The sequence below is a fragment of the Nocardia cyriacigeorgica genome (assembly GCF_005863245.1).
Classification (GTDB): Bacteria; Actinomycetota; Actinomycetes; order Mycobacteriales; family Mycobacteriaceae; genus Nocardia; species Nocardia cyriacigeorgica_C.
On the sequence record NZ_VBUT01000010.1, the window covers coordinates 34,714 to 53,955 of the forward strand.

Consider the following 19,242-nt stretch of genomic DNA (forward strand, 5'->3'; position numbering starts at 1 on the left):
CGGGCTCATTCGCCCTGCGCCTGGATCGCGGTGATGGCGACGGTGTTGACGATATCGGCGACCAGCGCGCCGCGAGACAGATCGTTGACCGGCTTGCGCAGGCCTTGCAGTACCGGGCCGATCGCGATCGCGCCCGCACTGCGCTGCACCGCCTTGTAGGTGTTGTTGCCGGTATTGAGGTCGGGGAAGATGAATACCGTTGCCCGGCCGGCGACTTCGGAATCCGGCAGTTTGGCGTCGGCCACGGTCGGCTCGATCGCGGCGTCGTACTGGATCGGGCCCTCCACCAAGAGCTGGGGCGCGCGCTCACGGACCAGTTTGGTAGCCACCCGCACCTTGTCCACATCGGCGCCGCTGCCGGATTCGCCGGTGGAGTAGGACAGCATCGCCACCCGCGGATCGATCCCGAAACGCTCGGCCGTCGCGGCCGAGGAGATCGCGATATCGGCCAGCTGCTCGGAGGTCGGATCCGGCACCACGGCACAGTCGCCGTAGGCGAGCACCCGGTCGGCCAGGCACATCAAGAACACACTCGACACCGTCGACACACCCGGCACCGTCTTGATGATCTCGAACGACGGGCGGATGGTGTGCGCGGTGGTGTGCGCGGCGCCCGACACCATCCCGTCGGCAATGCCCTTGTGCACCATCATGGTGCCGAAATAGGAGATGTCGGCGACCGTTTCGCGCGCCCGCTCCAACGTCATGCCCTTGTGTTTGCGCAGTTCGGTGTATTCGCGGGCGAACTCTTCCAAGTGTTCGGAGGTGCGCGGGTCCAGCACTTCGGCGTCGGCGATGTCGACGCCGAGCTCGGCGGCGCGGGCCCGGATGACGGTCTCGTCGCCCAGAATGATCAGGTCGGCGATCTTGCGCTGGAGCACCCGCCCGGCTGCCCGCAGGATCCGGTCGTCGTCGCCTTCGGGCAGCACGATGCGTTTGCGGTCGGCCCTGGCCCGCTCGATGAGCTGGTATTCGAACATCTGCGGGGTGACCACCGTCGAGCGCGGCACCTCCAGCCTGCGCAGGAACTCGCCGGCGTCGACGTGCTGTTCCATCAGCGCCAGCGCGGTATCGACCTTGCGCGGATTGTCGGCGGACATGCGGCCGCGGGTACGGTGCGCGGCGCCCGCGGTGTCGTAGGTGCCGAGGTTGGTAGTGAGGATCGGCAGCTTCGGCTTCAAACCCGTCATCAGGCGGGCGATGGCCGGATGCGGCAGCAGTCCGCCGTTCATGATGATGCCCGACAGCGACGGAAAGCCTTCGGCCTCATGCGCGTTCACCACGCTGAGCAGCACGTCGGACCGATCGCCCGGCGCGATGACGACCTCGCCGTCTTCGAGCCGTTCCAGAATGTGCTCGGCCGTCATCCCGCCGACCATGATCTTCATGGCCTCGCGATGCAGCAGCTCCGGATCGCCGCTGTACATCTCGCCGTCGATCGCGGCGCACAGCTCGGCCATCGTCGGCGCGATCAACAGCGGCACCTCCGGCAGCGTCCACGACGGCACCGCGAAACCGGACAACGCCGCGCACACCTGGTCGAGTTGATCGGGCGCGCAGCGGTTGGCGATGATTGCGACCAGCTGCGCGTGCTCGGCCGACAGCTCCGACGAACACAGCTCGGCCAGCTGCTTCACCTCGTCGGGGCTGCGTTCGGAACCGCGCACCACCAGCAGCACCGGTGCACCGAGGTTCACCGCGATCCTGGCGTTGTAGCGCAGCTCGCTGGGGCTGGCCACATCGGTGTAGTCGCTGCCGACCACCACCACCGCGTCGCAGACCTTGGCGACTTCGTGGAACCGCATCACGATCTCGCTGATCGCGGCGTCCGGATCGGCGTGCACCTGCTCATAGGTGACGCCGATGGCCTGCGCGTACTCGATATCGGCCGTGCTGTGCTCGAGCAGCAGCTCCAGGATGTAATCGGGCTCGTCGGTGGAGCGGGTGATCGGCCGGAACACCCCGACCCGCGCGGTGGTCGCGCACAGCATCTGCAAGACGCCGAGCGCCACCGTGCTCTTGCCGGTGTCGCCTTCCGGTGACGCGATGTACACGGTGGACGGAGCTAGGTCGGCCATAGGCCAGAGCTTAGTGAACGGGTGGCAATCGGACCGGGCGACGGCGAGCATCGGAATTGTGCCGTGTACAACACCGGTGGCAGGAAGCTCCCGCGGCGCGCGGATATAGTCCCCGGAATGGCCGAGCCGTTTCCGAATACGCAATGGGGTTCCCGCGACAGTCTGCTCTCGCGGCTGGCGCATCCGATCGCCGCGAGCAAGCCCGGTTCGTGGCTGATCCGCACCCTGACCCCCGCCGACCGCGCGGTACTGCGCCGCACCAACGGCAAGCGCACCCTGCTCGGGCCGATCGGCGCGCCGGTCATCCTGCTCACCACCACCGGCCGCAAATCCGGGCAGCCGCGCACCCAGCCGTTGCTGTATGTGCACGACGGCGACACCCTCTACGTGGTGGGCAGCAACTTCGGCCAGGCCCATCACCCGGCGTGGACGGCGAACCTGCTGGCGAATCCGGCGGCGACGGTCGTCATCGCGGGCGAGACCATTCCGGTCACCGCGACGCCGGTTGCCGACGACGCCAAAGACGCCATCTACCAGCGATTCGTCGAGGTCACGCCGGCGTACGCCGCGTACCGCGAACGAACTACCCGCGATCTGCGCATCTTCGCGCTCACCCGCGCCTGATTCGCGTATTCCGGCAATGCCCGACGCCGCGGGCTGCCATCACCCGACCTGGGCGATGAGCACTCGATCGACCACGCCGAGAACTGAAATCGCTGTCCGTGGGTGGGCTCGAGCAGCATCGGCGCCGAAGCTTTGTCGCCGCGCGGCAATCGTGGCCCAGCCCCCCGGCGCTGCCTGCGCACACACCGCACCGGTGGGCTCGGCCGCCGCGCTCAGCCCAGCGCACAACCGCACCGGTGGGCTCGGCCACCGCGCCGACCCAGCGCACACACCGCGCCGGTGGGCTCGGCCACCGCGCCCGCCCAGCGCACACACCGCGCCGGTGGGCTCGGCCGCCGCGCTCAGCCCAGCGCGCGCAGCCGTGGCGCCAGATCGCGCTGGAACAGGTCCAGGAACCGTCGCTGGTCGTGCCCCGGTGCGTGGAAGACCAGGTGGTTGAGGCCCGCGTCCAGGTACGGCTTGATCTGGGCGACGGCATCGTCGGGGTCGCTGGCCACGATCCAGCGCTTGGCGATCTGCTCGATCGGCAGCGCGTCGGCGGCGGCCTCCATCTCGATCGGATCGGTGATCGAGTGCTTCTGCTCGGCGGTCAGCGACAGCGGCGCCCAGAACCGGGTGTTCTCCAGCGCCAGTTCCGGATCGGTGTCGTAGGAGATCTTGATCTCGATCATCCGGTCGATATCGGCGACCTCGCGGCCGGCCTTGGCCGCACCCTCGGCGACGGCCGGCATCAGCTTCTCGGTGTAGAGGTCCATGCCCTTGCCGGAGGTGCAGATGAAACCGTCACCGGCGCGGCCGGCGTACCTGGCGACCAGCGGGCCGCCGGCGGCGATGTAGACGGGGATACCGTCTTTGGGCACGTCGTAGATCGACGCGCCCACGGTGCGGTAGTACTGGCCGTCGAAATCGGTGCGCTCACCGGTCCACAGCGCGCGCATGAGCTCGACCGACTCGCGCAACCGCGCGAAACGCTCCTTGAATTCCGGCCATTCGCCGGTGTAGCCGGTGGCGATCTCGTTGAGCGCCTCGCCGGTGCCGACGCCGAGCATCACCCGGTTCGGGTACAGACAGCCCATGGTGGCGAACGCCTGCGCGATCACCGCCGGGTTGTAGCGGTAGGTCGGGGTGAGCACGGAGGTGCCGAGCAGGATGCGCTCGGTGCGCTCACCGGCCGCGGCCATCCAGGCCAGCGAGAACGGCGCGTGCCCGCCCTTGTGCCGCCACGGCTGGAAATGGTCGCTGACCGTCGCGCTGTCGAGGCCGTGCTCCTCGGCCAGCACCGCCAGCTCCACCAGTTCCCGTGGCCCGAACTGTTCGGCCGACGCCTTGTACCCGAGTTTGAGATCCGCCACCTGCGCCACTCCTGTCGCTTCGTGCGGGATTACCGCACACCATCGCATCGCTTGCGCGATCGCCCGATACAGCCGAGGGCCGCCGGGGATTGTTCCCGGCGCCGCGTCCGATATCGCTGACCGCACTTCACTCGGCGCGGTCCGCCCTCGACCATAACCAGCGGGGCGCGGCTGCTGAACCCCGCCGGGTGAATCGCTGGTCCTCGAACGCCACACGCCCGGTCGGGCCGAGCGATGTCGCGGTAGCGGGCCTGCGCTGATCTCTACGGTCTACCGCCCGCCACGCAGCAGGTGACCGCCCGGTCCGCCTGAGCCCGCGCGCGCCGGCGTTGCCCGGGCGCCTGTCATGGCGGATCCCGATATTCGCCAGGTGCTCGTCGTCGCGCCACGGGCGCACACCACCGTGATGTGTCACGCAATGCGCGCCGCAGCGCATTCGATAGCGGACAATTGGCCGGGTGACCTCCGCAGACGATCGGATCCTTTCCTACCTGACCGATATGGACGGTGTGCTCGTGCACGAGGATCATCTGATCCCCGGCGCCGACGAGTTCCTCGCCGAGCTGCGGGACAAGGAGATCCCGTTCCTGGTCCTCACCAACAACTCCATCCGCACGCCCCGCGATCTCCAGGCCAGGCTGCGCCACAGCGGTCTCGACATCCCGGAGTCGGCGATCTGGACCTCCGCGCTGGCCACGGCCACCTTCCTCAACGACCAACGCCCCGAGGGCACCGCCTATGTGGTCGGCGAATCCGGGCTGACCACGGCGTTGCACGAGATCGGCTACGTGCTCACCGACAGCGACCCGGACTATGTGGTGCTCGGCGAGACCCGCACGTATTCGTTCGAGGCGATCACCACCGCGATCCGGCTGGTCGAGCGCGGCGCCCGGTTCATCGCCACCAACCCCGACGCCACCGGCCCCTCCCGCGACGGCGTGCTGCCCGCGACGGGTTCGGTCGCCGCCCTGATCACCCGCGCGACCGGCCGGGAGCCGTACTACGTGGGCAAACCCAATCCGCTGATGATGCGTTCGGCGCTGCGCCGCATCGGCGCGCATTCGCGCACCAGCGCCATGATCGGCGACCGCATGGACACCGACGTCATCTCCGGGATGGAGGCGGGCATGCGGACGGTGCTGGTGACCTCGGGCATCTCCACCCGTGCCTCCGTCGAGCAGTACCCCTACCGGCCCACCCTCGTGGTGGATTCGGTCGCCGATCTCATCGGCCGTACCGAGACGCCGTTCGCCGACTGAACGGGCAGCCCTGCGGAAACCGGCACGTGTTACGTTCGCAGAACGAACGATCGCGCGAAGGGTGCCGACGGGATGTTCAGTTTCTTCACCAGCGATGGGGACCTGCTGGTCCCGGAGAAGCTCGCGGTCAGCCGCTGGTCGCCGAACCAGATCGGCGGCACCGGGGTCTGCGGGGCGCTGGGCCGTCAGCTGGAGACGCATTGCCCGGCGGGCTTCGTCCCGGCCCGGATGACAGCGGATCTGTTCCGTCCGGTGCTGAACGAGCCGCTCGCGGTGCGCAGCGAGGTGGTGCGCGAGGGTAAGCGGATCCTCGTGGCCGATGCCCGCGTCATCCAGAACGACGAGGTACGCGCCCGCGCGACCGCGGTGTTCCTGACCACCGGTTCCGAGCCGCCCGGCCAGGTGTGGAGCCAGGATCTGGACCTGCCGGTGCCGCAGCGGCGGCTCTCGCCCGAGGGTGAGCGCGGCATGTTCAAGAGCGGCGACCGGGAGTGGTCGCAGGACATCGCCGCGAACCAGAACGCCGACCGCAAGGTTTCCTGGCACGGCCTGCCGCCGCTGGTCGCGGGCGAGGAGCTCACGCCGTTCCAGCGGGCGGCCATCCTCGGCGACTCCACCAACCACGTCTGCCATTGGGGCTCCGATGGCCAGGGCTACATCAACGCCGATATGACCCTCACCCTCGCGCGCCTGCCGATCGGCCACGAACTCGGCCTGCGCGCCGACAACACCATTGCCTCGGCGGGCATTTCGGTCGGCACGGCCACCCTCTACGACCGCACCGGACCGATCGGCACCTGCGTCGTCACCGCCCTCTCCAACGCCAACCGCCAGATCGATTTCACCGCCCCACGCTGACCGATTCGCGGCTTCACTCCCCTGGCGAGCCGATGGCGTCGAGTGCTTCGCTGAGGCGGACGAGGGCCGCGACGGTCGGCGCGAAGTCCGGGCCGAGTTCGTCGGCCAGGCGCTGGGCCACGGCCGCGTGTTGCGGGCGGATCCTGGCGATGGCTTCGCGGCCGGCTTCGGTGACGGCGACCAGTTTGGCGCGGCGATGGGCGGGGTTGGGGCGGTATTCGGCCAGCCCTTTGTCGACCAGCAGATCGGCGATGCGCTGCACGCTCTGGCGGGTGATGCCCATGGCGCGGGCGATGCCGGCCACCGACAGCGGGCCGCGCAGCACGGCGCCGAGCACCTGCCACCACGCGGCGGTCATCCCCGCCGGGGCGGCCAATTCCTCGGCGATGGTGAGGAATTGGCCGTTCAACCGGAAGGTGGTGATGGCGGCGGTGCTGAACAGATCCTGCTCGGCGTGCGCGGCGACAGGCCGCTCGGGCTCGACACTCACGAGGCCGCCCGCGCCTCCCACTCGGCCAGCACGGGGTACGCCGACGCGTCGCGCTGGGCGAACAGCCGGTACCACGCGTCCAGGATGTGCGGCTCGAACAGGCGGAGCTCGGCGAAGATCTCGCGGGCGAACTCCCACGGCGCGGCTGGACCCGCGGTGATCAGACCGCGATCGGTCACCGCCGGGGCGTCGACGTAGTTGCCCGCGCCCGCGTATCCGCTGGCGGCGAGGTATTCGGCCGCGCCGCTGGTGTGTTTGCGGTCGTCGAGCAGGCCCTCCTTGGCCAGACCGAAGGTGGCACCGCAGATGGCGGCGACCGGAACACCCGCTTCGAGGAATTTCCTTGCCGCGTAGGCGAATCCGCTGAGTCCGCCGCGATCCCACAGTTCCGATCCCGGCAGGATCAGCAGCGCACTGTCGTCGGCGTCGAGTTCGGCCAGGGCCAGATCGGGCACGATGCGCATCCCGCCCATGGTGGTCACGGTCTCCCCGAGCGGTGCGACAGTGCGGACCTGAAAGCTGCCGGGTTCGCGCTGCAAACCCGTGTTGTGGTTGATCTGCGCGATCGCCGCACCAACCTCCCAATCGGCGAGCAGATCGTAAACGGCTACATGCACTGTCTTCGTGGTCATGACAGTATGCTGTCATGTTTGACAGCATACTGTCAATGGTTCGAGTGCGAAAAAGGCCGGCGCCCGCAGTGGGCACCGGCCTTTCCGCAGGGTAAGAGCCTCAGCTCAGCGCGTGCTCCAGATCCCCGAGCAGATCCTCCACATCCTCGAGCCCCACCGAGATCCGCACGACACCGTCGGTCAGCCCGATGGTGGCGCGCCCTTCCGGGCCCATCGCCCGATGGGTGGTGGTGGCCGGATGGGTGATGAGGGTCTTCGCGTCGCCCAGGTTGTTGGACAGGTCGACGATGCGCAGCCGGTTCAGCACCTCGAAGGCGCGCTTCTTCGCCTCGTGCTCGGGCGCCTTCAACTCGAAGGTGACCACGGTGCCGCCGCCGCTCATCTGGCTCGCGGCCAGATCGTATTGCGGATGTGATTCCAGGAAGGGGTATTTCACCCAGCTGACGGCGTCGTTGCCCTCCAGGAACCGCGCGATCCGCAGGGCGGATTCGGTCGAATGCTTCACCCGCAGCGGCATGGTCTCCAGGCCCTTGAGCAGCGTCCACGCGTTGAACGGGCTCAAGGCCGGGCCGGTGTGGCGCATCAGATTCTTGACCGGACCGCCGATGTAGTCCTCGGAACCGAGGATCGCGCCGCCGAGCACCCGGCCCTGCCCGTCGATGTGTTTGGTGCCCGAATACACCACCACATCGGCGCCGAGTTCGAAGCCGCGTTGCAGTAGAGGCGTCGCGAAGACGTTGTCCAGCACCACCTTCGCACCCGCAGCATGAGCCAGCTCGCTCACCCGCCGCACATCGACCAGGGTCTGCATCGGGTTGGCGGGCGTCTCGAAGAACACCGCGGTGGTCGGCACCGACAGCGCCTGCTCCCACTGGTCGAGATCCTCGCCGTCGACGAACACCGTCTCCACGCCCCAGCGCGGCAGGATCTCGTTGCACACCACGAAACAGGAACCGAACAGGCTCCGCGCGGCCACCAGCCGGTCACCCGCACCGAGCAGCGCGCCGAGCGCGGTGAAGACCGCGGCCATGCCGCTGGCGGTGGCGAAGCACGCCTCGGCGCCGTCGATCAGCCGCATCCGCTCCTCGAAGGTGGCGACCGTCGGGTTGCCGTAGCGGGAGTAGACGAAATGCTCGACGTCGCCGGTGAAGGCCGCCTCGGCCGCCTCGGCGCTCTCGTAGACGAAACCCGAGGTCAGATACAGCGCTTCGGAAGTCTCCTCGAACCCCGAACGCCGCAGGCCGCCACGCACGCCGAGGGTGGCCGGGCCGACCCCCTCCGGCAGCGGCCGGTCGAACGCGCCGCCGGTGATCACGACTGCCGCCAGGGCAGGCCGTCGGCACGCCAGCCGGCGCCACCGCGGTGACCGAACTCGTCGAGCGGGCCCTCGAAACCCTCGCTGACGTTGTACGACGGCTCGATGCCCGCACTGGTCGCCAGGGCGGCGGCATGCGCCGAACGCTGACCGGAGCGACACAGGAACACCACCGGGGCATCCGGATCGCGCCCGTCGAGGATGGTGCGCAGCTGCTGCGCGAAATCGGGATTGCGCGCGCCGGTGCCGTCGACCCATTCGATCAGCACGGTCTGCCGGTCGATGGCGCTGGTGTCCGGGATGCCGACGAATTTCCATTCGGCCTCGGTCCGCACGTCCACCAGGACCGCTCGGGGATCGTCGCGCAAAATCTCCCACGCCTGTTTCGGGGTGATGTCGCCGGCATAAGTCATGTGTGGCACCTTCCTCGAGAATCCGCACTTGCCGCATCTGGCTTCGATGCGCGCCAGGTCGTCACCCGGAGCACCCCACCGCGGAGGAGGGTTGCCGGCCAGCAAGCCGGGGCTTGACGCTGGCACTCATGACCTGAAATGAGATTGCCTGGCCGGGGGTTGCCCTGTCAAACCCCCGATCAGGGCGTTGCGCTGGGGTTCAGTGGCAGACCAGCCAGGTGCTGTCGACCCGTTTCAGCGTCCAGGTTCCGGTCGCTTCGGTGCCGTCGACCTTGCTGGTGACGGTGGCCGTCGCGCGATCGCCCTCGACCTTCACATCCTCGAGTTTCGTGATTTCTACGGCTTTTCCGGTCTCGCCCTCGTCCAGCCTGCCCGCCATCGGCGAACGCTTCGGATCGAAGTCCGGGCAGACCGCTTCCTCCGGCGGCAGCAGGCCGTAGCGGGAACTCACCTCGCCGAAGTCACGCACCGCGGCGGCCACCCGGTCGGCCTCTGTGACATTTTTCTCAACCGGCGAGACCAGCTCGGCGATGACGATGACGGCGAGCACGAACGCCGCGATCACCGCGGCGATGATGAACGGCGCCATCGACCGGGTCGAATCCTCGGATTCGCGCTCGTCGGCCGGTTCGCGCCGGGCCTGGCCCGGATCGGGCTGCTGATCGCTCATGAGCTGATGATCCCTTGGTCCCCCGAGGCCGCTCGCGAGGCCCCCGATAGAATCGGCGGGATCGCGGCCGGTGCCGTGCAGGTGAAATCCAGCCGTGCGTCAAGTTAGCCTAAGCTAAACACCGACGCCCATTAACTGTCTCGACCAATAAGGTGCGCGTAAACGATGACCGAACAGACCGCAGCTGCACGCCCGCTCCGCATCGCGATCGTGGGTGCCGGACCGGCCGGTATCTACGCCGCCGACGCGTTGATGAAGTCGGATGCGGATGTGTCCATCGACCTGTATGAGCGCATGCCCGCGCCGTTCGGCCTGATCCGCTACGGCGTCGCGCCCGACCATCCGCGCATCAAGGGCATCATCACCGCCCTGCACAAGGTGCTCGACAAGCCGCAGGTGCGCCTGCTCGGCAATATCGACTACGGCTCCGACATCACCCTCGACGACCTGCGCGTCTACTACGACGCGGTGATCTTCTCCACCGGCGCCAACGCCGACCGCGCCCTGCCCATCCCCGGCATCGACCTGGACGGCTCCTACGGCGCCGCCGACTTCGTCTCCTGGTACGACGGCCACCCGGACGTGCCGCGCACCTGGCCGCTGGACGCGGAGAAGGTCGCCGTCCTCGGTGTCGGCAACGTCGCGCTCGACATCGCGCGCGTGCTCGCCAAGACCGGCGACGAGCTGCTGCCGACGGAGATCCCGCCGAACGTCTACAAGGGCCTCAAGGAGAACAAGGCCGTCGAGGTGCACGTCTTCGGCCGCCGCGGCCCGGCGCAGGCCAAGTTCACCCCGCTGGAGCTTCGCGAACTGGATCATTCGCCGACCATCGAGGTCATCGTCGACCCCGAGGACATCGACTACGACGAGGGCTCCGAGGCCGCGCGCCGCCACTCCAAGCAGGTCGACATGGTCGCCAACACCCTCGAGCAGTGGGCCATCCGCGATCAGGGCAACCGCCCGCACCGGCTCTACCTGCACTTCTTCGAATCGCCCGCCGAGGTGATCGGCGACGAGAACGGCAAGGTCATCGGCCTCAAGACCGAACGCACCCAGCTCGACGGCACCGGCAACGTCAAGGGCACCGGCGAATACAAGACCTGGGATGTGCAGGCGGTCTACCGCGCCGTCGGCTACCTGTCGCAGAACATCAGCAACCTGCCGTTCGACGATCAGGCCGGCGTGGTGCCCAACGAGGCCGGTCGCGTACTCGCCGACGAAGACGCCGACGGCCCCGCCCGGTACATGCCCGCCACCTACGTCACCGGCTGGATCAAGCGCGGCCCGGTCGGCCTCATCGGCCACACCAAGGGCGACGCCAACGAGACCGTGGCCTGCCTGCTCGACGACAGCAAGGACTTCACCCCCGCCCAGCGCCCCGAGCCCGAAGCGGTGATCGAGTTCCTCGAGGGCAAGGGCATCCCGTTCACCACCTGGGACGGCTGGTACCGCCTCGACGCCCACGAGCGCGCCCTCGGCGAGCCCGAAGGCCGCGAGCGCGTCAAGGTCGTCGAGCGCGAGGACATGCTGCGCGCCAGCGAGCCGCACAAGGTCTGATCACCGCCTCACTCGGTACCGGGAAACCGGACGACGGTAGACATCGGTCGGCCGGACCCCCGATTTCGAGCGAAGCGAGACCGAGCACGAGAGTTCGCGGCCCGGCTCGGTTCTCCGCTGCCGTCGCGTACGCCGAAGGCAAGCGGCGGTAGCGGAGAACCGAGCCATCCGGGGGCCGCGAACCGCGGTGCCGGAGGCGCCGCCAAGTAGAAGCTGGCATGCTGTACACGTGTTCGATGCCCATGTCCACATCATCGATCCGCGGTTTCCGCTGATCGAAAATGAGGGCTACCTGCCGGAGCCCTACACCATCGACGATTATCGAAAGCGCATGTCGCGCTTCGACGTCACCGGTGGGGCCGTGGTCAGCGCGTCTTTCCAGGGCAGCGATCAGAGCTATCTGCGGGCGGCGCTGGCCGAACTCGGCGAGGGCTGGGTCGGCGTCACCCGGCTGCCGCTGGATGCGGGCGATGAGGAGATCGTCGAGCTGGACAAGGTGGGGGTGCGGGCGCTGCGGTTCAACCTCAAGCGCGCCGCCGCCGACATCGCCGCCATGACGTTGCAGGCGGTGCGCGCCTACGAGCTGGCCGGCTGGCATGTCGAGGTCTATATCGACGGCCAGATGCTGGCCTCGCTGCAACCGGTGGTGCTGAAGCTGCCCGCGCTGTCGGTCGACCATATGGGCATGTCCGAGGAGGGGCTGCCGTTCCTGCTGGATCTGGTCGACCGCGGTGCCAGGGTGAAGGCGACCGGGTTCGGCCGCGTCGACATGGATGTCGCGACCGCCTTGCGCCGTATTCACGCGGTGAACCCGGAAGCCCTGATGTTCGGCACCGACCTTCCGGGGACCCGCGCGGGGCGGCCGTTCGAAGACTCGGACGTCGACCTGATCTGCGACGTGGTCGGCACCGATATGCACAAGGTCCTCGAAGACAACGCCCGCGCCTTCTACCGGCTGCCACCGGTGCAGCGGGAGGCCACCGACCCGGACCCGACGCTTCCGCTGCACGCCCCGCCCGCGCCGACGATGCCCATTCCGCGGGCGGAGCTGCCGAAATCGGAAGCGACGGATACGGTTCCGCTGCCCATCGTGGAGTAGTCGAACTCAGTACCGGCGCGCGCCCGCGAATGGCATTGTTGCCATGTCGGATTCGACGACGCCTTCGCCGGATGTCGCGGCGTGGATGACCTTGCCGCCGCCGGAGTACAGCGCGGAGTGGCCGCCACCGTAGAACGACACCAGATCGCCGGGGCGAAGATCGTTGCGCGAGACGGGAGTTCCGGCGGCGAGCTGCTGATGGCTGGTGCGCGGTAGGTCGACGCCCGCGTGGCGGTAGGACCACTGCACCAGGCCGGAGCAGTCGAAAGCGTTGGGGCCGGTCGCGCCGGGTACGTAGGTCGCGCCGAGCTTGCTGCGGGCGGCAGTGATCGCGGCCTCGCCACGGGTCTGCTCGGGGACAGTCGCGGGTGCGGGTGGTTGCATGCCAGGAACCGGCGGTAGCGCGAACGGCAGCGGCGATATTTCCGCAGGTAGCGGCGGGATGGTGAATTCGACCAGCTCCACGGTGGCGGCCGGCTCCTGCGCCGCGAATCGGGCGCCTGCGGGCACTAGCGCGGGATTATCTCCGAGCGTGCGGCGCGGAATTTCACCTACCGGAATGTCGTCGATTTTCGGAGCCGTGAAGCCCTCCAGTGCGGGTGCATTACCCGGAATTTCGAAGGCCCCGATGCCGGGAACCTTCGGCGACTGCGCCGTCGCCGTGCCCGGTAGCAGCGACAGCGCCGCAGCCGAACCCAGTACCAGCAGGATTGCCCGGCGCAGCCGGCGAGAATATCGAACGTCGTCGTCAGATGATGCCATGATGCGGTCCTCCGATGCTCACATCGAGGCCGATGGCGGACGAGCGTTGTTCACCACGGCCTTCGAATTGATTCGAAAAACGTCACGGTGATCTGTTCGGTCCAGTCGATCCGAGCGTCGATCTTTCATTCATAGACATGCGCAGTACAGCGGAACACACCTCAGGTGTATAACGAAGCAATAACGAACCTTTATCACGAGCTAATTACATCGAGTTAATTTCCGGAGGACAGGAGCCCAGAACGGCTACGTGAGCTGCTTCAGCAAGGCAAGACGGCCCGCTCACAGCTTCGCGAGCCGCTCCTGCTCCTTCTGGTAGGCCCGCCACGCCTGCTGCGTCGGCGTCGGCCGGGTGGTGAGCGCCTTCCAGTCGGTGGAGCGAACGAAGTTCACCACCATCAGCACCGGCAGGATGAACGCCTGGAAGAAGATCAGGTAGCTGCCACCCTCGAACACGAACGCCAAATACCCTGCGTAGGCGAGAAACCCGGCCCCGAACGCCCCGTTGAGCCACCGCGACACCTCACTTTGCCCGCCCTTCACGGCAGCCATCACCAGCATGAGCGTGCCGCTGAACACGAGCATCCATACGTACCAATCGAACACGGCGGTTCCTCCCTCGACATCGCACTGCCGTTCGGCAGCACCGGATGCCCAGAAGCAAACCCCGCCCTCCTTGCCGAACCCTTTCCGAACCCTTGCGCCCGGCATCAGTGATTACAGACCAATGCATTCGGCGGCGGATAGACCGCGCTGGAGTTAGCGGCAGGTTCAGGCTCGGACTCAGACGACGATCGCGGCAGCGAGCCAGACGCCGGCGGCCAGCAGGGCACCGAGCAGTTCCACCAAGATGGACAGGCCGACCCCCTTCACCGCATGCCAAGTGGATTGCCAGGACCAACGCTGGCCGCGGACGCGTTGGAGTTCGGAGATGTACACGCCGGCAATGAATCCGACGAACAGGCCGACGACGGGGATGACGAAGAAGCCGATGATGCCGAGGATGGCGCCGAGGTAGAGGGAGCGGTTGGGGACGCCGGCTTCTTTCAGTTTGCGGCCGGGCCAGGTGTATTTGATGACGCCTGAGATCACCAGCAGGACAGTGCTTATCGCGAAGACGGTCCAGGCGGTGGCGCCGCCGGTGAGGAAGGCCCAGACGGCGATGGCGGCGAAGATCAGGATGACGCCGGGCAGGATCGGGATGACGATGCCGAGTAGGCCGACCACGATCACCAGGCCGACGACGGTCTCGCCCCACACGCTCACTGAGTAATCCCTCCGTTGTCGGCGCGGCGGCCTTCGACACCTGCGCCGGCCCTGATGCGCTCACGCCATGCGAACGGGAGGCCCGACCCAGCCGGCGGACGCTCCCCGGTACACCGGGCGAACCTTATGTCCGAATTCTGTCCTATCGCCCGAGGTCGTGCAGCATGGAGGTACGGGTCACAGTGGTCCGGGCTATTGTCGTACTGTCAATACAGTCTCCGGGCGGCTCCCGGTGACGAGCACCGGCAACCGGTGCGCAGGATTCGACGACGAACCGAGGTAGGGCGTGAGCACTCCATCCACCACGCAGGGCCCGCTCGCGGGCATCCGGGTTATCGAACTGGCCGGTATCGGCCCAGGTCCGCACGCCGCACTGCTGCTGGCCGATCTCGGCGCCGACGTGGTGCGCGTGCAGCGGGCGGGTCAGCTGCCCGGCGGATTCGACCGCCCGCAGCTGCGCGGCCGCACCATCGTGGAGGCCAATCTCAAGGATCCCGCAGATGTCGAGAAGGTGCTCGGTCTGCTGGATAAGGCCGATGTGCTGATCGAAGGCTTCCGTCCCGGCGTCACCGAACGCATGGGCCTCGGCCCCGACGAGGTGCTGGCCCGCAATCCGCGCCTGGTGTACGGCCGGATGACCGGCTGGGGCCAGTTCGGCCCGATGGCCGACCGCGCCGGCCACGACATCAACTACATCAGCCTCACCGGCGTCCTGCACGCCATCGGCCGCAAGGGCGAGCGCCCGGTGCCGCCGCTGAACATGGTCGGCGATTTCGGCGGCGGTTCGATGTTCCTGGTGTTCGGCATCCTCGCCGCGCTGGTGGAACGGCAGACCTCCGGCAAGGGCCAGGTCATCGACGCCGCGATGGTCGATGGCGCGCTTGCCCTTTCGCACATGATCTGGGGTATGCGCGGTTCCGGCGCCTGGTCGGAGGAGCGCGGGACGAACCTGCTCGACACCGGCATGTCCTTCTACGACACCTACGAGACCTCCGACGGCAAATACATGGCCGTCGGCGCCATCGAGCCGCAGTTCTACGCGCAGCTGCTGGCCGGACTCGGCATCGACCCCGACGGCCTGCCCTACCAGATCGACCCGGCGGGCCAGGACACCCTGAAGAAGCTGTTCGCCGAACGTTTCCGCACCAAGACCCGCGACGAGTGGACCGAGATCTTCATCGGCACCGACGCCTGCGTCACCCCGGTGCTGACGTTCTCCGAAGCCACCGAAAACGAGCACATCAAGGCTCGTGAGGCGCTGGTCGAGCTGGAGAACATCACCCAGCACGCACCCGCCCCGCGCTTCTCCCGCACCCCCAACCCCACCCCGACGCCGCCGCCGACCACGGCGACGCCGATCGACTCGGTGTGGGCGGACTGAACCAAGGACCGCCGAACGGCCGGGGCTCCTCGTGGGGCCCCGGCCGTTCGGCGTTTCAGGCGGCCGTCATCGTGGTCGGATCCACGCCGGCATCCTGCGCCGGATCCTGCGATGGCGTGCCGCGCACCGCGAGCAGCGTCATCACCTCGACCAGCGTGAGATCGAGTTCGGCGGCATACATCCGGGCGATATCCGGATCCAGATGGCACGGGTTGTGCTGGCCCATGAGGATCATCTCGGCCAGCACGATGCCCGCCAGCGCCTGATCGCGGGTGAGCCTGCGGTGCGTGGGCAGATACGACAGCACCCAGCGGCCCCGATGCGGCTCGGGGACGTCGACGCGGAACGCCGCCTCCAGCGCGACATCGCTGATGATCAGCCATTCGGTGGCCGTAATCGCCATCGCGATAACCCCTTTCGTGCGACGACCGGACCCCTCGACCGGTCGACACATCGAGCATCCCAGCCCGCCCCGGCGCGCCGCGATCCCAGCGCGGAACCTGATTTCTTGGGGCGGGCCGGCTCCTTGACCTGGCAGAATGCGGCTGATACCAAGGAATTATCACAATCAGCGTCTCGATTCTCCGGTTCTCCCGTGCCCGGCGGATCGCACGGGAGGTGACGCTATGGAGCGAGCCGGCCGATCCGCATCCTCGCGTGCCACCGGGATCGTCAGCGCCGAGGAACGCAGACGGCTACGCAACCGGCTCGCCGAACTGGGCCTCACCCGGCACCAGCTGATCGAACTGCTGGCAGGTGAACTGCGCCAACGCGGTTTCCGGCCGCGGGCGGCGTGGCGATACGCCAACGAACTCACTCAGACCGCGGTCGCCGACCGCTACAACGAGATCACCGGCAGCGCGAACGCGGCCATGAAGGCCAGCCGGATCTCCGAGTACGAGGCCTGGCCGTTCGCCAAGGACGGCGCCGGCGTCCGGCCGACGATCCGCGCGCTGAAAACCCTCGCCACGATCTACGGCACCACCTGGGACCAGCTGGTCGACATCGCCGATCTGGAGCAGATGCCGCTCACCGAACGGCTGGAGTTCCAGGAGGCGGTGGCCCGGCGCGGCACCGATGACGTCCCCGTGCGCACCGGCGGCGACCTACCGGCCGAGGTCCCCAATTTCACCGGCCGCAACAGCTCGAAAGCGCAACTGCGCCAACGCGTCGAAGACCACCTCTACGGCGACGGTCCGGCCGTGCACGTGATCGACGGGCTCACCGGCATCGGCAAGACGGCGCTGGCGCGGTACGCGGTGGCGGCGTTCGGCAGGCGGTTTCCCGATGGCACCCTGTGGGTCGATCTGCACGGATACACCGCCGGTCGCGAGCCGCGCGATCCCGGCGACGTCCTGGAACAACTGTTGCTCGAGGTGGGTGTGCCGCGCGAGATCATCGAGGCCGATCCGGGTGGTCGCGCGGTGCGCTGGCGTTCGGCGATGAGCGGGCAGCGGATGATGATCGTGTTCGACAACGTGCTCGACAGCGCGCAGGTCAAACCGTTGCTGCCGCAGGCTCCCGGCTGTTTCGTGATCATCACCAGCCGCAGCAAGCTCACCGGGCTGGCCGAGGCGGCGCCGCTGCGGCTCGAGGTCATGGAGTGGGCCGAAGCCGAGGAACTGCTGGTCAAGCTGGGTAATCTCGGTTCCGCCTACGACCGCGCCTCGGTGCGCCAGATTCTGCGGACGTCGGGGCGGCTGCCGTTGGCGATCAAGCTGATCGGAGGCCAGATCGCTCATCACGGCGCCGATATGCTCGCCGATGTGGCGGCCGAATTCGCCACGCTCACCGCCGATATCAAGAACACGCATGCTGGCCGCTCGGCCGGGAGTTCGGCGGCGGAGGACATCCTCGACCGGTTCGCCGCCGAGGACGAATCGCTGCGCGCGGCCTTCGAGATGTCGTATCAGCGGCTTGCCTCGTCCGCACACCAGCGTGCCGTCCGGCTGCTCGGGTGGTTCCCCGGCCCTGAGGTGACCGCGGAGACCATGGCGACCATCGCGGCGGTTCCACTCAATGAGGGAAAGCTGTTGGTGCGCAGACTATTCGAAGCCGGGTTCCTCGATCCGGCGCCGAGCGGCCCGACCGGCCCGCGCTATCGGATGCACGATCTGACCCGGCTGTGTGCCCGGTTGCACGCCGAACGCGAGGACTCACCGCGCGAGCACGCTGCGGTGCTGGAACGGCTCATCGCCCACGGGCTGACGATCGCGTGGCGAGCCAGCAGGCTCGACGTCTTCGATCCGGCGGGCAGCGAACATCTGTCCGATCCCTCCGACGAGGCCAACCGGGCCCGCGCCTGGCTCACCGCCGAGGGCGACATGCTGTTCAGCTGTGTCCAGGCCGCACCGCCGGGCGCCGACGTCAGCGAGCTGGCCCGGTTGCTGGCCGCGCACCTGTCCGGATCGGGTCAGTGGTCGCGCGCGCACCGGCTCTACGAGCGGGCCTACGAGATCGCCGACATCCTCGATGACCGGCGCGGCCAGGCGTGGGCGCTGCTCGGACGCGGGCGCATCGACCGCCTGGTCGGAAACCACGCGCAGGCCCGCAGCACATTCCGGGCCGCCGAAGCGATCGCCGTCGAACTCGGCTACCTGCGCTGCCATGCGGATGTGCTGTGCGAACTGGGCCAGACCGCACGCATCACCGGCGATCACGCGGGGGCGCGCACTCATTTCACCGATGCGCTGGCGATCGCACGTCAGCTGGGGCATCGACCGTCGGAATGCGATGCGCTCGACGGGCTCGCGCATGTGGAGCGGGCGGCCTCCGATTACCAGACCGCGCGCGAATGTTCCGAACGCGCACTCGAGATCGCCAACGAGATGGGCGATCCGGTCCGCGTGGCCGCGGTGCAGTGGGGATATGCGGAGGTGATCCGGCGGATGGGCGATCACCGGCTGGCCGGACGGCACTACTCCGACGCGCTCGGCATCGCACGCAGCCTCAATCACCGCAAACTCGAGGGCGATGCCCTGCGCGGGCTGGGGCATATCGAACGGCTGGTGGGTGACCTGGACACTGCCCGTGGCTATTTCGATGATGCGCTCGATATCGCACGCCACATCCACGACCGCTACGGCGAAGGCTGGACCCTGTGGGGGCTCGGCAATATCGCCCGCAAAACGGGTGAGTACGAGCGGGCGCGCGAGATGTTCCAGCAGGCCCACGATATCGCCGAAGCGATCAACGATCCGCTCGGCCAGGTGGACGCGTTACGCGGGCTCGGCCATGTGCAACGGCATTTCGGTGACTACGAGGCGGCGCGGCGGTACTACACCGATTCGATGGCCGTCGCCGAGCGGATCGGCGACCCGCATGGGCTGGCCGACGGCTTGCGCGGGCTCGCCCATGTCGCGGCGCGCACGTCCACCGACGGATCGGCCGAGGAACTGCTGGCGCGGGCGCTGGAGCAATACGAACGCATCGGCGTCACGCTCGCCGAACAGGTGCGGGCCGAGATGCTGCGTGACAACTGACGAT

The 19,242-nt window shown here is 68.0% G+C and carries 18 protein-coding genes and 1 riboswitch; of the genes, 7 read left to right on the plus strand and 11 right to left on the minus strand.

Annotated features, from left to right (window positions below; genetic code table 11):
* Positions 1 to 5 precede the first annotated feature (5 nt).
* Positions 6 to 2,078, minus strand: coding sequence for a phosphate acetyltransferase (gene pta / locus FEK34_RS23305; protein WP_138451018.1), 2,073 nt, complete (start codon positions 2,076 to 2,078; stop codon positions 6 to 8).
* Positions 2,079 to 2,195: 117 nt separating this feature from the next.
* On the opposite strand from pta, the gene FEK34_RS23310 reads away from it, so the two are divergent.
* Complete coding sequence (locus FEK34_RS23310) at positions 2,196 to 2,702, plus strand: nitroreductase/quinone reductase family protein (RefSeq protein WP_138451020.1); 507 nt, start codon at positions 2,196 to 2,198, stop codon at positions 2,700 to 2,702.
* Positions 2,703 to 3,043: 341 nt separating this feature from the next.
* Here FEK34_RS23310 and fgd read toward each other — a convergent pair whose 3' ends face one another.
* A complete protein-coding gene (gene fgd, locus FEK34_RS23315; RefSeq protein WP_194979072.1) occupies positions 3,044 to 4,054 on the minus strand; it encodes a glucose-6-phosphate dehydrogenase (coenzyme-F420) in 1,011 nt (336 codons plus the stop codon).
* A gap of 500 nt (positions 4,055 to 4,554) precedes the next feature.
* Between fgd and FEK34_RS23320 the strand changes: the two genes are divergently transcribed.
* Together FEK34_RS23320 and FEK34_RS23325 are read left to right on the plus strand one after the other, a co-directional pair.
* A complete protein-coding gene (locus tag FEK34_RS23320) occupies positions 4,555 to 5,313 on the plus strand; it encodes an HAD-IIA family hydrolase (RefSeq protein ID WP_432760984.1) in 759 nt (252 codons plus the stop codon).
* A 72-nt stretch (positions 5,314 to 5,385) separates the two neighbouring features.
* Positions 5,386 to 6,171 carry a thioesterase family protein gene (locus tag FEK34_RS23325; protein ID WP_138451026.1) on the plus strand — a complete coding sequence of 262 codons (786 nt, stop codon included), beginning with the start codon at positions 5,386 to 5,388 and terminating at the stop codon, positions 6,169 to 6,171.
* Positions 6,172 to 6,184: 13 nt separating this feature from the next.
* On the opposite strand, the gene FEK34_RS23330 is transcribed toward FEK34_RS23325, so the two are convergent.
* The 5 genes from FEK34_RS23330 to FEK34_RS23350 form a co-directional block, all read right to left on the minus strand.
* The gene (locus tag FEK34_RS23330; RefSeq protein WP_138451028.1) at positions 6,185 to 6,661 is read right to left on the minus strand and encodes a MarR family winged helix-turn-helix transcriptional regulator; all 477 of its coding nucleotides are present in this window, start codon (positions 6,659 to 6,661) and stop codon (positions 6,185 to 6,187) included.
* Positions 6,658 to 7,293: a DJ-1/PfpI family protein gene (locus tag FEK34_RS23335; RefSeq protein ID WP_138451030.1), complete on the minus strand. Its 636-nt coding sequence runs from the start codon at positions 7,291 to 7,293 to the stop codon at positions 6,658 to 6,660. Before FEK34_RS23335 ends, FEK34_RS23330 begins: the two co-directional genes overlap by 4 nt.
* A 100-nt stretch (positions 7,294 to 7,393) precedes the next feature.
* Complete coding sequence (locus FEK34_RS23340) at positions 7,394 to 8,608, minus strand: O-succinylhomoserine sulfhydrylase (protein ID WP_138451031.1); 1,215 nt, start codon at positions 8,606 to 8,608, stop codon at positions 7,394 to 7,396.
* Positions 8,605 to 9,021, minus strand: coding sequence for a rhodanese-like domain-containing protein (locus tag FEK34_RS23345; protein WP_138451033.1), 417 nt, complete (start codon positions 9,019 to 9,021; stop codon positions 8,605 to 8,607). Before FEK34_RS23345 ends, FEK34_RS23340 begins: the two co-directional genes overlap by 4 nt.
* A 19-nt stretch (positions 9,022 to 9,040) precedes the next feature.
* Positions 9,041 to 9,155, minus strand: a riboswitch (SAM riboswitch).
* Between the two features lie 65 nt (positions 9,156 to 9,220).
* Positions 9,221 to 9,691 (minus strand): Rv0361 family membrane protein, encoded by a 471-nt coding sequence (locus FEK34_RS23350; RefSeq protein ID WP_138451035.1) that lies wholly within the window; start codon positions 9,689 to 9,691, stop codon positions 9,221 to 9,223.
* Between the two features lie 165 nt (positions 9,692 to 9,856).
* On the opposite strand from FEK34_RS23350, the gene FEK34_RS23355 reads away from it, so the two are divergent.
* Both FEK34_RS23355 and FEK34_RS23360 read left to right on the plus strand, forming a co-directional pair.
* Positions 9,857 to 11,248, plus strand: coding sequence for an FAD-dependent oxidoreductase (locus tag FEK34_RS23355; protein ID WP_036540959.1), 1,392 nt, complete (start codon positions 9,857 to 9,859; stop codon positions 11,246 to 11,248).
* Positions 11,249 to 11,477: 229 nt separating this feature from the next.
* Entirely contained in the window at positions 11,478 to 12,347 is an 870-nt protein-coding gene (locus FEK34_RS23360) for an amidohydrolase family protein (RefSeq protein WP_138451037.1), read from the plus strand.
* Positions 12,348 to 12,353: 6 nt separating this feature from the next.
* Here the strand turns inward: FEK34_RS23360 and FEK34_RS30965 are convergent, their stop codons facing one another.
* From FEK34_RS30965 to FEK34_RS23375, 3 genes are all read right to left on the minus strand, one after another.
* A complete protein-coding gene (locus tag FEK34_RS30965) occupies positions 12,354 to 13,109 on the minus strand; it encodes a C40 family peptidase (protein ID WP_249359524.1) in 756 nt (251 codons plus the stop codon).
* Between the two features lie 282 nt (positions 13,110 to 13,391).
* Positions 13,392 to 13,694 (minus strand): hypothetical protein, encoded by a 303-nt coding sequence (locus FEK34_RS23370; RefSeq protein WP_249359526.1) that lies wholly within the window; start codon positions 13,692 to 13,694, stop codon positions 13,392 to 13,394.
* Between the two features lie 198 nt (positions 13,695 to 13,892).
* Entirely contained in the window at positions 13,893 to 14,375 is a 483-nt protein-coding gene (locus tag FEK34_RS23375; RefSeq protein ID WP_138451041.1) for a DUF456 domain-containing protein, read from the minus strand.
* 286 nt (positions 14,376 to 14,661) lie between these two features.
* Between FEK34_RS23375 and FEK34_RS23380 the strand changes: the two genes are divergently transcribed.
* Positions 14,662 to 15,756: a CaiB/BaiF CoA transferase family protein gene (locus FEK34_RS23380; RefSeq protein ID WP_138451043.1), complete on the plus strand. Its 1,095-nt coding sequence runs from the start codon at positions 14,662 to 14,664 to the stop codon at positions 15,754 to 15,756.
* A 55-nt stretch (positions 15,757 to 15,811) separates the two neighbouring features.
* Here FEK34_RS23380 and FEK34_RS23385 read toward each other — a convergent pair whose 3' ends face one another.
* Positions 15,812 to 16,159, minus strand: a complete 348-nt coding sequence (locus FEK34_RS23385) for a hypothetical protein (protein ID WP_138451045.1) — start codon at positions 16,157 to 16,159, stop codon at positions 15,812 to 15,814.
* A 223-nt stretch (positions 16,160 to 16,382) separates the two neighbouring features.
* On the opposite strand from FEK34_RS23385, the gene FEK34_RS23390 reads away from it, so the two are divergent.
* Positions 16,383 to 19,238, plus strand: a complete 2,856-nt coding sequence (locus tag FEK34_RS23390; protein ID WP_171048350.1) for a tetratricopeptide repeat protein — start codon at positions 16,383 to 16,385, stop codon at positions 19,236 to 19,238.
* The last annotated feature ends 4 nt before the right edge of the window (positions 19,239 to 19,242 follow it).